At 60.9% G+C, this 12,798-nt stretch carries 11 protein-coding genes; 9 read left to right on the top strand and 2 right to left on the bottom strand.

Annotated features, from left to right (window positions below; all coding sequences use genetic code 11):
* Nucleotides 1-100: 100 nt before the first annotated feature.
* The 9 genes from grpE to AC1DY9_RS16800 all read left to right on the top strand — a co-directional run bounded on the left by grpE (nucleotide 101) and on the right by AC1DY9_RS16800 (nucleotide 11,126).
* A complete protein-coding gene (gene grpE / locus AC1DY9_RS16840; protein WP_457278871.1) occupies nucleotides 101-661 on the top strand; it encodes a nucleotide exchange factor GrpE in 561 nt (186 codons plus the stop codon).
* A 163-nt stretch (nucleotides 662-824) separates the two neighbouring features.
* Nucleotides 825-2,768 carry a molecular chaperone DnaK gene (gene dnaK, locus AC1DY9_RS16835; RefSeq protein ID WP_477667102.1) on the top strand — a complete coding sequence of 648 codons (1,944 nt, stop codon included), beginning with the start codon at nucleotides 825-827 and terminating at the stop codon, nucleotides 2,766-2,768.
* A gap of 158 nt (nucleotides 2,769-2,926) precedes the next feature.
* Nucleotides 2,927-4,072 carry a molecular chaperone DnaJ gene (gene dnaJ / locus AC1DY9_RS16830; protein ID WP_477667101.1) on the top strand — a complete coding sequence of 382 codons (1,146 nt, stop codon included), beginning with the start codon at nucleotides 2,927-2,929 and terminating at the stop codon, nucleotides 4,070-4,072.
* Between the two features lie 119 nt (nucleotides 4,073-4,191).
* A complete protein-coding gene (locus AC1DY9_RS16825; RefSeq protein ID WP_477667100.1) occupies nucleotides 4,192-5,409 on the top strand; it encodes a glycerophosphodiester phosphodiesterase in 1,218 nt (405 codons plus the stop codon).
* Nucleotides 5,410-5,722: 313 nt separating this feature from the next.
* Nucleotides 5,723-6,829, top strand: a complete 1,107-nt coding sequence (locus AC1DY9_RS16820; RefSeq protein WP_007868626.1) for an S-(hydroxymethyl)glutathione dehydrogenase/class III alcohol dehydrogenase — start codon at nucleotides 5,723-5,725, stop codon at nucleotides 6,827-6,829.
* 5 nt (nucleotides 6,830-6,834) lie between these two features.
* Complete coding sequence (gene fghA / locus AC1DY9_RS16815; RefSeq protein ID WP_477667099.1) at nucleotides 6,835-7,707, top strand: S-formylglutathione hydrolase; 873 nt, start codon at nucleotides 6,835-6,837, stop codon at nucleotides 7,705-7,707.
* A gap of 47 nt (nucleotides 7,708-7,754) precedes the next feature.
* Nucleotides 7,755-9,434, top strand: coding sequence for a phosphoethanolamine transferase (locus tag AC1DY9_RS16810; protein ID WP_477667098.1), 1,680 nt, complete (start codon nucleotides 7,755-7,757; stop codon nucleotides 9,432-9,434).
* A 130-nt stretch (nucleotides 9,435-9,564) separates the two neighbouring features.
* Nucleotides 9,565-10,362 carry a transporter substrate-binding domain-containing protein gene (locus AC1DY9_RS16805; protein ID WP_477667097.1) on the top strand — a complete coding sequence of 266 codons (798 nt, stop codon included), beginning with the start codon at nucleotides 9,565-9,567 and terminating at the stop codon, nucleotides 10,360-10,362.
* A 95-nt stretch (nucleotides 10,363-10,457) separates the two neighbouring features.
* A complete protein-coding gene (locus AC1DY9_RS16800; protein WP_457278878.1) occupies nucleotides 10,458-11,126 on the top strand; it encodes an amino acid ABC transporter permease in 669 nt (222 codons plus the stop codon).
* Nucleotides 11,127-11,147: 21 nt separating this feature from the next.
* On the opposite strand, the gene AC1DY9_RS16795 is transcribed toward AC1DY9_RS16800, so the two are convergent.
* Nucleotides 11,148-11,588, bottom strand: a complete 441-nt coding sequence (locus AC1DY9_RS16795; protein WP_477667096.1) for a GNAT family N-acetyltransferase — start codon at nucleotides 11,586-11,588, stop codon at nucleotides 11,148-11,150.
* A 90-nt stretch (nucleotides 11,589-11,678) separates the two neighbouring features.
* Nucleotides 11,679-12,776, bottom strand: a complete 1,098-nt coding sequence (locus AC1DY9_RS16790) for a PA0069 family radical SAM protein (protein WP_477667095.1) — start codon at nucleotides 12,774-12,776, stop codon at nucleotides 11,679-11,681.
* Nucleotides 12,777-12,798: the final 22 nt, after the last annotated feature.

Here is a 12,798-nt window from a genome sequence, read left to right as displayed (position 1 = left end):
CGCAGCCAAACTATCTGGACCAAAAACGAAGCCCCTGTCTTGAAAAGGGCTTTGCCATCCCCAGCTGGAAACATTACCAGCTTCAACCCTGTCTTCGAGCATGTCTGACAATACACAACCCGAACAAAATCAACCACTTAGCGGTGAGCCCAGCCCTGAAGAACTGGAAGCGGCACAGGCCGCCAACGAGTTTGACGCGCTGACGGTCGCACAAGCCGAAGTCGCCACGCTGCAGGCCAAAAACACCGAGCTGGCCGACAGCTACCTGCGCGCCAAGGCTGAGACAGAAAACGCCCGCCGCCGCGCGGATGAAGAAGTCGCCAAGGCGCGTAAATACGCCCTGGAAAGCTTTGCCGAAAGCCTGCTGCCGGTGGCAGACAGCCTGGAAGCCGGACTCGCCATCAAGGACGTCACGCCCGAGCAGATCCGCGAAGGCGCCGAAGCCACACTCAAGCAGCTGAAAAGTGCACTCGAGCGCAACAAGGTGGTCGCCATCGACCCGGCTCCTCGCACCAAATTCGACCCGACCCAGCACCAGGCCATCAGCATGGTCCCGGCGGACCAGGAAGCCAACACCGTGGTCAACGTGCTGCAAAAAGGCTACCTGATCGCCGAGCGCGTGCTGCGCCCCGCTTTGGTCACGGTGGCAGCCCCCAAGTAAAACCCCCTTTAAAAACCTTGAAAACTTTGTTGAAGCCCTTGAAGCCGCACAACTTACCCACAAGTTATCAACATAGTTAATCCACACAGCGGCTGCGGCCTCAAACGCCCCGGCCACCCCACCTTCAATCTTTAACGAATCAAAAAAGCAGGAGTAAATCATCATGGGAAGAATCATCGGCATTGACCTCGGCACCACCAACAGCTGCGTGTCCGTCATGGAGGGCAACACCCCCCGCGTGATCGAGAACTCGGAAGGCGTGCGCACCACCCCTTCCATCGTCGCCTACCAGGAAGACGGCGAAGTGCTGGTTGGCGCATCGGCCAAGCGCCAGGCCGTGACCAACCCCAAGAACACCCTGTACGCCGTCAAGCGTTTGATCGGCCGCAAGTTCAGCGAGAAAGAAGTCCAGAAGGACATCGCGCTGATGCCTTATTCCATCGTGGCCGCCGACAACGGCGACGCCTGGGTGGAAGTGCGCGGCAAGAAGCTGTCGGCCCAGCAAGTCAGCGCCGACATCCTGCGCAAAATGAAGAAAACCGCCGAAGACTACCTCGGCGAGCCGGTCACCGAGGCCGTGATCACGGTGCCTGCGTACTTCAATGACGCACAGCGCCAGGCCACCAAAGACGCCGGCCGCATCGCCGGCCTTGAAGTCAAGCGCATCATCAACGAACCCACCGCAGCGGCTCTCGCCTTCGGCCTGGACAAGCAGGAAAAGGGCGACCGCAAGATCGCCGTGTATGACCTGGGCGGCGGCACCTTCGACATCTCCATCATCGAAATCGCCGACGTCGACGGTGAAAAGCAGTTTGAAGTGCTGTCCACCAACGGCGACACCTTCCTGGGCGGCGAAGACTTCGACCAGCGCGTGATCGACTATATCGTGGCCGAGTTCAAGAAAGACAGCGGCATCGACCTGTCGAAGGACGTCGTGGCCCTGCAGCGCCTGAAAGACTCGGCTGAAAAGGCCAAGATCGAGCTGTCCAACAGCCCAGCCACCGAAGTCAACATTCCTTACATCGCGCACGACCCGGCTACCGGCCCCAAGCACTTGCTGGTCAAGCTGACCCGCGCCAAGCTCGAAAGCCTGGTTGACGAACTCATCGAGCGCACGATTGCGCCTTGCCGCATCGCCATGAAGGATGCCGGCGTCAGCGCGGCCGACATCCATGACGTGATTCTGGTCGGCGGCCAGACCCGCATGCCCAAGGTGCAGGAAAAGGTCAAAGAGCTCTTCGGCAAGGAACCCCGCAAGGACGTGAACCCCGACGAAGCGGTTGCCGTCGGCGCAGCGATTCAAGGCCAGGTCCTCTCCGGCGATCGCACCGACGTGCTGTTGCTGGACGTTACCCCGCTGTCCCTCGGTATCGAAACCATGGGCGGCGTGATGACCAAGATGATCAAGAAGAACACGACCATCCCGACCAAGTTCGCACAGACCTTCTCGACCGCTGAAGACAACCAGCCGGCCGTGACGATCAAGGTGTTCCAGGGCGAACGCGAAATCGCTTCGGGCAACAAGGGCCTGGGCGAGTTCAACCTCGAGGGCATTCCGCCGGCAGCACGCGGAACGCCGCAAATTGAAGTGTCTTTTGACATCGACGCCAACGGCATCCTGCACGTCGGCGCCAAAGACAAGGGCACCGGCAAGGAAAACAAGATCACCATCAAGGCCAACTCAGGTTTGTCTGAAGCTGAAATCCAGCAGATGGTGAAAGACGCCGAGCTGAACGCCGAAGAAGACAAGAAAAAAGTCGAGTTCGTCACCGCCAAGAACAACGCTGAAGCCATGGTGCACAGCGTGAAAAAATCGCTGGGTGAATACGGCGACAAGCTCGAAGCCGGCGAGAAGGAAAAGATCGAAGCCGCCATCAAGGACATGGAAGAAGCGCTCACTGGCGACGACAAGGCCGCCATCGACGCCAAGAACACGGCCCTGATGGAAGCCAGTCAGAAGCTCGGCGAAAAGATGTACGCCGACATGCAGGCATCGCAGGCGGCAGCCGGTGGTGACGCAGGCGCAGCGGGCGCCGCCCAGGCTGAAGCCAAGCCGGCCGACGACAATGTCGTGGACGCTGAAGTCAAGGAAGTCAAAAAGGGCTAAGCGCTTTTTTACAAAGCATCCCTGCATTGGCGCGATAACTGCATGCAAAAGCAGACGGCAAAGGCAGCCAGCAAAGGCGGAAAACCGGGAGCAATCCAGGATTTCCGCTTTTGCGTTTCCCGCTGACCCCCACAATAACGATTCCTGACTGACCTGCCATGGCCACCAAAAAAGACTATTACGACACGCTGGGCGTTGCCAAAAACGCCAGCGATGAAGACATCAAGAAGGCATATCGCAAACTCGCGATGAAGCACCACCCCGACCGCAACCAGGGGGATGCGTCCAAGGTTGCCGAAGAAAAATTCAAGGAGGCCAAAGAAGCCTACGAGATGCTTTCCGACGAGAACAAGCGCGCGGCCTACGACCAGTATGGCCACGCCGGTGTAGACCCCAACATGCGCGGCGGCCCCGGCGCAGAAGGCTTTGGCGGCTTTGCCGAGGCCTTTGGCGACATCTTCGGCGACGTGTTTGGCGGCCAGCGCGGCGGGGCACAACGTGGCGGCGGCCGGCAGGTTTACCGTGGCGGCGACTTGAGCTACGCCATGGAAATCACGCTCGAAGAAGCCGCTAACGGCAAGGACGCACAGATTCGCATTCCGAGCTGGGACGACTGCAATACCTGCCACGGCAGCGGCGCCAAGCCCGGCACCAAGGTGGTGACCTGCACCACCTGCCATGGCCACGGCGTGGTGCAGATGCGGCAGGGTTTCTTCAGCGTGCAGCAAACCTGCCCCCAGTGCAAAGGCACGGGCAAGCTGATTCCCGAGCCTTGCATCACCTGCCACGGCGTGGGCAAGACCAAGAACAACAAGACACTCGAGGTCAAAATTCCCGCGGGCATCGACGACGGCATGCGCATCCGCTCGACCGGCAACGGCGAGCCGGGGACCAATGGCGGCCCGCCCGGCGACCTCTATATCGAGATCCGCCTGAAGAAGCACGACATCTTCGAGCGCGACGGCGACGACCTGCACTGCGCCGTGCCCATCAGTTTCACCACCGCCGCACTGGGCGGGGAAATTGAAGTGCCGACACTCGCCGGCAAAGCGGCCATCGACATTCCCGAAGGCACCCAGGCGAGCAAGCAGTTCCGCCTGCGCGGCAAGGGCATCAAGGGCGTGCGCTCCAGTTATCCGGGTGACCTGTATTGCCACATCACAGTGGAAACACCGGTCAAGCTGACCGAGCACCAGCGCAAGCTGCTCAAGGAGCTGGACGAGTCGCTGAAAAAAGGCGGCGCCAAGCATTCACCCAGCGAGGAAGGCTGGGCCGACAAGCTCAAGAGTTTCTTCAGCGCCTGATCCCTGCGCCCCAAAATGCCGGACCTGCTCCGGCATTTTTTATGGCCGACCGCTACACACTGTCACACGCCTGTCGTGATCAGACACATACGATCAGCCCTTTAACTCCGGAAACACCCATGACCGTATCGACCCGCCAGGCCGTAAAACAAGGTAGCCTGCTCGCCCTTATTTGCAGCAGCGTACTACTCACCGCTTGCTCCTCCTCAGGCACAACATCACAAGCAGGCCTGCCCACCCTTGACGGCAAGGCGCCACTGGTCATCGCCCACCGCGGCGCTTCCGGTTATGTGCCGGAAGAAACGATGGAAGCCTATGTGCGGGCGATCGAACTCGGCGCCGACGTGATCGAGATGGACCTGGTCGTGACCAGGGACGGTGTGCTGGTCACCCGTCACGACCCCAACCTGGCGATCAGCACCGACGTGGCCAAACATCCGGAGTTCGCTTCACGCAAGAAGACCATCCAGGTCGACGGCGAAACGCAGACCGGCTGGTTCAGCAACGACTTCACACTGGCCGAGATTCGCACTCTGGGCGCGATCTCGACCGACGCCGAGCGCCCGCAGCAGTTCAATGGCCAGTACAAAATCCCCACCCTCCAGGAAGTGGTGGACATGGCCAAAGCCCAGTCCGCGAAAACCGGCCGCACGATTGCGATCTACCCGGAAACCAAGAACCCGACCTACTTCCGGGAACTCGGCCTGCCGATGGAAGACAAGCTGATTGCCATCATCAACGCCGCCGGATGGAACAGCAAGACCGCGCCCATCTATGTGCAGTCGTTTGAACCCGGCAGCCTGAAGTACATGAAGAGCAAGGGCCTCAATACGAAACTGATCCAGCTCGTCGACGGCGACGGCATTGACCCGAAAACCGGCCGCGTGACCTTTGCCGTGCCGAGCGACCGCCCTTACGACTGGACCAAGGCCGGCGACAAGCGTTTCTTCAGCGCCATGGTCACACCAGCGGGCCTGGCCGAGATCAAGACCTACGCCGATGGCATCGGCCCCTGGAAGCGCTACATCATCAGCACCAAGGGCACCTTCGGCGCCGACGGCAAGCAGGTCGACATCAACCGCGACGGCAAGCTCAACGACGCGGACTCCACCTCGCAGCCAGCCACCAGCTTCGTCGCCGATGCGCACAAAGCAGGCCTGTTCGTTCATCCCTTCACCTTCCGTAACGAGTCGCGCCGCCTGGCCAGCGACTACCAGGGCGATGCCAAGGCCGAGTACCTGGCCTTTTACCGCACAGGCGTTGACGGCGTGTTCACCGACTTCACCGACACCGCCATCGCCGCCCGGACGCAGTATCTGAAAGAAACCGGCCGCTGAGCAAGCCGTGGCGGGTATCACTCGCCAGACCTCAATGCTATGAAATTAATAGCCGCTTGCGCTCATGTTTAATGGGCCAGGCAGCTTTTTCATTTACAGAGAAGGCCATGAAGGCTCTGCTCCCACAATGCGCGGCATACTCCAGCCTTAGGGTCGGCGACACAGCCCGGGTGCATGGCCCAGCTTTTCTCAAAATGAAACATCGGGCCCATGAAGATACGGCTTCAGGGGAGACTCAGCGACGGTGACTGGCTTATAGTGACCTACGCACGGAACCTCATCCCCACTCACTTCAAGCGCAAGCCAACACACCATGAAAACCAAAGCCGCCGTTGCCTGGAAATCAGGCCAGCCCCTGACCATTGAAACCGTGGACCTGCAAGGCCCGAAGTTCGGAGAGGTGCTCGTCGAGATCAAGGCCACCGGCATCTGCCATACCGATTACTACACGCTCTCGGGCGCCGACCCGGAAGGCATCTTCCCAGCCATCCTCGGCCACGAAGGCGCGGGCATTGTGGTTGACGTCGGCCCCGGCGTGACAACGCTCAAAAAAGGCGACCACGTCATCCCGCTCTACACGCCCGAGTGCCGGCAATGCAAGTTCTGTCTTTCGCGCAAAACCAACCTGTGCCAGCTGATTCGCGGCACGCAGGGCAAGGGCCTGATGCCCGACGCCACCAGCCGCTTCAGCCTGGACGGCAAACCCATCTTTCACTACATGGGCACCAGCACGTTCAGCAACTACACCGTCGCCCCTGAAATTTCGCTGGCCAAAATCCGCGAAGACGCACCCTTTGACAAGGTCTGCTACATCGGCTGCGGTGTGACCACCGGCATTGGCGCGGTGCTCTTTACCGCCAAGGTCGAGGCTGGCGCCAACGTCGTGGTGTTCGGCCTGGGCGGTATTGGCCTCAATGTGATTCAGGGCGCGAAGATGGTGGGTGCCGACAAGATCATCGGTGTGGACATTAACCCCGCGCGGCAGGAGATGGCCCGCAAATTCGGCATGACGCACTTCATCAACCCCAAGGATACGGAGAACGTCGTCGACGCCATCGTTCAGCTGACCGACGGCGGCGCGGATTACAGCTTTGAATGCATAGGCAACACCAAGGTGATGCGCCAGGCGCTGGAATGCACGCACAAGGGCTGGGGCCGCAGCATCATCATCGGCGTGGCCGAGGCCGGCGCCGAGATCAGCACCCGGCCCTTCCAGCTGGTGACCGGCCGCAAATGGGAAGGATCGGCCTTCGGCGGCGCGCGCGGCCGTACTGATGTGCCCAAAATCGTCGACTGGTACATGGAGGGCAAGATCAATATCGACGACCTGATCACGCACACCATGCCGCTGGAGGACATCAACAAAGGTTTTGATTTGATGAAGTCCGGTGAGTCCATCCGCGGTGTGGTCCTGTACTAAGCGACATGACAACACCCCTCGAACTCCTCAGCGAACACGGCTGCTTCGGCGGCGTACAACGCTTCTACCAGCACGACTCGCGCGAGGTCGGCCTGCCGATGAAGTTTTCGGTCTTCCTGCCGCCGCAAGCCATGGCTGGGGAGAAGGTGCCGGCGTTGATCTACCTGGCGGGCCTGACCTGTAACGAAGAAACTTTCATGATCAAAGCCGGTGCGCAGCGCGTAGCCGCCGAGCTGGGCCTGGCGCTGATCGCGCCTGACACCAGCCCGCGCGGCGCAAAGATTCCGGGCGAGACCGACAGCTGGGATTTCGGCCGCGGCGCGGGCTTCTATCTTGATGCGACACAGGCGCCGTGGTCACAGCACTACCGCATGGAAAGCTACATCACGGCAGAGCTGCTGCCACTGCTGACGAGCGCCTTGCCGCTGGACGCCAGTCGCATCGGCATCTTCGGCCACTCGATGGGCGGCCATGGCGCGTTGACGCTGGCACTCCGGCATCCGGATCTCTTTCAATCAGTCTCGGCGTTTGCACCTATCTGCACGCCCAGCCAGTGTCCCTGGGGCCGCAAGGCGTTTACCGGCTACCTCGGTAGCGATGAATCAAACTGGGTTGAGCATGACGCCACCGCCTTGATGAACCTGATGCCCGCAGCGCCCTACCCTGGTGGCATGCGCATAGACCAGGGGCTGGACGACAAATTCCTTGCCGAGCAGTTGTACCCCGAGCTGTTTGAAGCCGCCTGCGTCAAAGCGGGCCAGCCACTGGCGCTGCATCGCCATGCGGGCTATGACCACGGCTACTATTTCATCGCGACCTTTATGGCCGAACACCTGCGGCACCATGCGCGGCAGCTGGGTTTGACCACCGCCACTTGAGGCGCGCATAAGTCCGCCCTAAGGTGGGGCAAATACAATGCAGCGCTATGCCGCTGCAACCGCCATCCGGGTCCAGACCCCTTTCCTCTCCTGACCAACACCGTCGAGGCATGCGGCCGCTGTGGCTGGTGGTCATTGCAAGCCTCTGGATCGCGACCGTGTGCAATGTGGCCTTGTGGCGCGAGCTGGCCCGCCTGCCGGGCCTTACCGGGGGCCAGGCGGTGGTAATAAGCATCGCCTTGGCGCTGGTGATTGCGCTGGCGACCATCGCGCTGCTCAGCGTGCTGGCCTGGCGCTGGACACTCAAGCCCGCCATCACTGTCTTTCTGCTGTCGGCCGCTTTCGGTGCCTATTTCATGGTGACTTATGGCGTGGTCATCGACAAGACCATGATGATCAACACGCTGCAGACTGATGTGCGCGAAACACGCGACCTGCTGAACTGGCGACTGATGGCCGCGGTGATGGTGCTGGCGGTCCTGCCGATGATCTTTTTGTGGCGGCAGAAGGTCAGACGTGCAGGCGCAGTGCGACAGATGCTCACCAACGCAGCCACGCTGACCGGAGCGTGCGTGCTGCTGGTGTTAGTGGTGTTCCTGTTTTTCCAGAGCATTGCCTCCGTCATGCGCAACTACACGCATGTGCGCTACCTGATCAACCCACTCAACTCCTTCTACGCGCTGGGCTCCATCGCGGCAAAGCCCTTTCAGCGTGATGAATCCATCGTGTTGCCCCTGGGTGAAGACGCCAAACTCGGGGCAAGCTATGCAGCGCAAACCAAACCGCCGCTGTTGCTGCTGGTTCTGGGCGAGACGGCGCGCAGCGCCAACTTTTCGCTCAACGGCTACGGCCGGCCCACCAACCCGCTGCTCGCAAATGAGAACGTCGTGAGCCTGCGCAACGCATGGTCGTGCGGCACCAGCACGGCTGCGTCGGTGCCCTGCATGTTCTCCAATTTCGGGCGCGAAGCCTATGACTCGCGGCCGGCCAATTACGAAGGCATGCTGGACGTGCTGCAGCGCGCGGGCCTTGCCGTGCTGTGGATAGACAACCAGTCTGGCTGCAAGGGCGTGTGCGACCGTGTGCCCAACGTGAACACCATACAGCTCAAAGTACCGGGCCTGTGCGACAGCGGCGAATGTTTTGACGAAGTGATGCTGCACGGCATTGACGAACGCATTGCCGCGCTGCCGGCCGAGCGCCGCGCCAAGGGCGTGGTGGTCGTGATGCACCAGATGGGTGGCCACGGCCCGGCGTATTACAAGCGCTCGCCCCAAGCCGTCAAAAAATTCCTGCCCGAGTGCACCGACAACGCGCTGCAAAGCTGCAGCCGCGAAGGCCTGCTCAATGCCTATGACAACAGCATCGTCTACACCGACAAATTGCTGGCGTCTTCCATCCAGTGGCTCAAGGCACAAGAGGCGCGCAGCGCGCCTGCCCTGCTCTACCTCGCCGACCACGGAGAGTCGCTGGGTGAGAACAACCTCTACCTGCACGGCATGCCCTACGGCATTGCGCCTGAAGTGCAAAAGCGCGTGCCGTGGATCACCTGGCTCTCACCCGCATTCGAGCAGCGCAACAAGCTGACGACGGCATGCCTGAAGGAGCAACTGGACGCCATGGTGAGCCACGACAATTACTTCCACTCGGTGCTCGGCCTGATGAATGTGCAGACCAGCGTCTACAAGCCTGCGCTCGACATCTACGCGCATTGCGTCAAGCCCTGAATCCGCGCTCAGGGTCCGTGAAGCATCCGGATGCGCCGTAGGGCTTTTGGCGCCTTCCATCCACCAATGTGACGACAGATTTATATTCACTTTTCATCTCAATAGCAACTCTCTTATGCAAGGGCTGAATATGAATATTCGCAAGGCTGTCGCCTCCACCGTCGCTTCCACACTTCTTTTGACACTCGCGCTCAGCGCCAGCGCAGCCGACCTGCTCGACACCGTCAAGCAGCGCGGCACGCTCAAAGTGGCGCTCGAAGGCACCTACCCGCCGTTCAACTACAAAGAGGGCGGCCAGCTCGCCGGCTTTGAAGTGGAACTGGCCAATGCGCTGGCGCAAAAGCTGGGCGTCAAAGCCGAGTTCTCCACCAGCGAATGGAGTGCCATCCTGGCAGGCCTGCAGGCCGGCAAGTACGACGTGGTGATCAACCAGGTCGGCATCACCGACAAGCGCAAGGAGACCTTTGACTTCTCCGAGCCCTACACCATCTCTGCACCGCAACTGATCATCCGCAAGGATGAAAAGCGCGAGTTCAAGACGTTGGCCGACCTCAAGGGCAAAAAGCTCGGCCTGGGCCAGGGCACCAACTACGCCGACATCGCCAAAAAAGTCGGCGGCATTGACGTGAAGACCTATCCCGGCGCGCAAGAGTATTTGCAAGACCTGGCTTTGGGCCGCATTGACGCCGCGCTCAACGACAGCCTGCTGATTCCCTACATCGTCAAACAAACCAAGCTGCCGCTCAAGCCCGGTGCGCCCGTGGGCGACCTTGAAAAATCCGGCATTCCCTTCGTCAAGAACAACCCGAAGTTCAAGGCCGCCATCGACAAGGCGCTGGCCGACCTGCAGGCCGACGGCAGCTTCGCGAAGATATCCACCAAGTGGTTTGACCGCGACGTGAGCAAGCCGCCTGTCGCCGTGAAATAACCGAAGTAACATTCGATCAGCCGCGCGCCGCTTTCCGGCAGGCGCCCTGAAGCAACCCCGGCTCACTGCCGGGGTTTTTATTTGTGGAGACTCCCATGGATTTGTCTGGCTTGACCCAGTTGCTGCGCGATGCCCTGCCACTGATGCTCAAAGGCGCGGCGTGGACGCTGCTGCTGGCGGTGGCATCTGTATTCTTCGGTGCCATCATCGGTACCATCGTGGCCGTGACGCGACTGGCGAAGGTGCCTGGGCTTTCGCAGTTTGCAACGCTGTACGTCAGCTGCATGCGCGGCACGCCGCTGCTGGTGCAGCTCTTCGTCATTTACTTCGGCCTGCCTAGCATCGGCATCCAGTTCGACCCGATCAGCGCGGGCATCCTGGGCCTGAGCCTGAACGTGGGAGCCTACCTGTCGGAAACCATTCGCGGCGCGATCAACGGTGTGGAACACGGGCAGTGGAACGCCGCCCGCAGCCTGGGCCTCACACAAGCGCAAACACTGCGCTATGTGATCGGCCCGCAGGCCCTGCGTCTGGCGGTGCCCAGTCTCTCCAACAGCCTGATCAGCCTGATCAAGGACACCTCGCTGGTGTCGGTGATTGCCGTGGGCGAGCTGATGCTGGCGACCAAGGAAGTGATTGCCACGACCTTCCAGCCCTTTCCGCTGTACCTGGCGGCGGCGGGCATTTACTGGGCCATGAGCGCCTCGTTTGAAACGCTGCAGAAAAAGCTTGAAGTGAGGCTGAACCGCAGTTATCTGCGTTAGGGCCGGCTCTCGGTTGGCCGATCAGTTATCGCTGATCAAACCGCTTTGCAGCGCTTGCTCGGTATTCGCAAAAATCGCCATCGCGGTCAGCATGCGCCGAAAGCCAAGCTTGCGGTAAAACGGTTCCTTGCCGGCCACCGCGTAGAGGATGATTTTTTTGTGACCGCTGGAAAGCCGCACCAGCGCCGCGACCATGTCCTTGCCCATGCCGGAGCCCTGCCGGTCCGGCGCTACCGCGATGTCGCAGATATAAGAGCAATCCTTGCCGTCCGCCACCGCACGGCCGGCGGCAATCAGCTTGCCGGCGTCGTACACAAAACACTTGAACATGCTGTTGATGAATACGACCTGCAGGTCGGCCGGCTTCTTGTCGCCCAGTGGGGCCATCCGGTAAAGGTTCGACAGTTCTTCCCAGTCTGCGGCGACCATGCCTTCCGATGAATATTTCCACTCGAGTGCCAAGGTGAGCTCCTTTGATTGTCAAACGGCGTGAGGTGCGACGCACAGGCTTCCGGGACTATAGCCCCCGCGCTGAATTGACAGCGGGCCCTCTTAAAACAGCCTACCCTGCCCCTCGGACCCCGCAGCCGCTGGCGGCCGGAACCGGCTCAAATCCAGCTCAATGCGCTGGCGGTTAAAGCCAATCCGGTTGCAGGCTTTCTCAAAACGCTGCTTGATGAGTTCGGCCCACAGGCCGTGGCCTTTCATGCGCGTGGCGAAGTCGCTGTCGTAGTCCTTGCCGCCACGCATTTCGTGGATGCGCGCCATGATGCGCGCGGCGCGCTGCGGGTAGTGCAGCTCCAGCCACTCCTTGAAGATGGGTGCCACTTCCCAGGGCAGACGGATCACGGTATAGAACGCGCTGCGCGCACCGGCCTCCCAGGCGGCCTCCAGCACATGCTCCATGTCGTCGTTCACAAATGGGATTTGCGGCGCCACACTGACGCCGACGGGAACGCCGTGCTCTGCCAGCGTGCGGATGGTGCGCAGGCGCCGGTGCGGTGCGGCCGCGCGCGGCTCCAGCTTGCGCGCGAGTTCGCCGTCGAGCGTGGTGATGGTCACGTAGGCGGCGGCCAGCTTGTCAGCAGCCAGCGGCGCCAGCAGGTCCAGGTCGCGCTCCACGCCGCTGGATTTGGTGATCAAAGAGAACGGGTGCCGCACTTCCTGCATCACCTCGATGATGCTGCGCGTCAGTCGCAGCTCGCGCTCGGCGGGCTGGTAGCAGTCTGTGGCCGAGCCGATGTTAAGCAGCTTGGGAACATAGCTGCGTTTGCGCAGGTCGGCGCGCAGCACCTCGGCAATATTGCGCTTGGCGATGATCTTCGTTTCAAAGTCCAGCCCCGGCGAAAGATTGAGGTAGCTGTGTGTGGGCCGCGCATAACAGTACACACAGCCATGCTCACAGCCCCGGTAGGGATTGATGCTGTAGTCAAAAAAGATATCGGGCGAATCGTTGCCGACAATGGCGCTGCGCGCTTCTTCCATCGTGACCGTGGTTTCGATCCGGGGCGCCTCGCCCGCCGCGCCTTCTTCCAGCGTACCCCAGCCGTCGTCCCATGCGTTGCGCACGTCTTTTTCAAACCGGTGCGGCATGCGCGTGGCAGTGCCTCGGCCCTTGATGGCGTGTAGCGGGATGATGGCGTCGGACATGGATTAATAAGATTTGGTGGGG

Source organism: Polaromonas sp. P1_F6, assembly GCF_056405695.1.
This window is presented reverse-complemented; position numbering and strand designations above follow the sequence as displayed.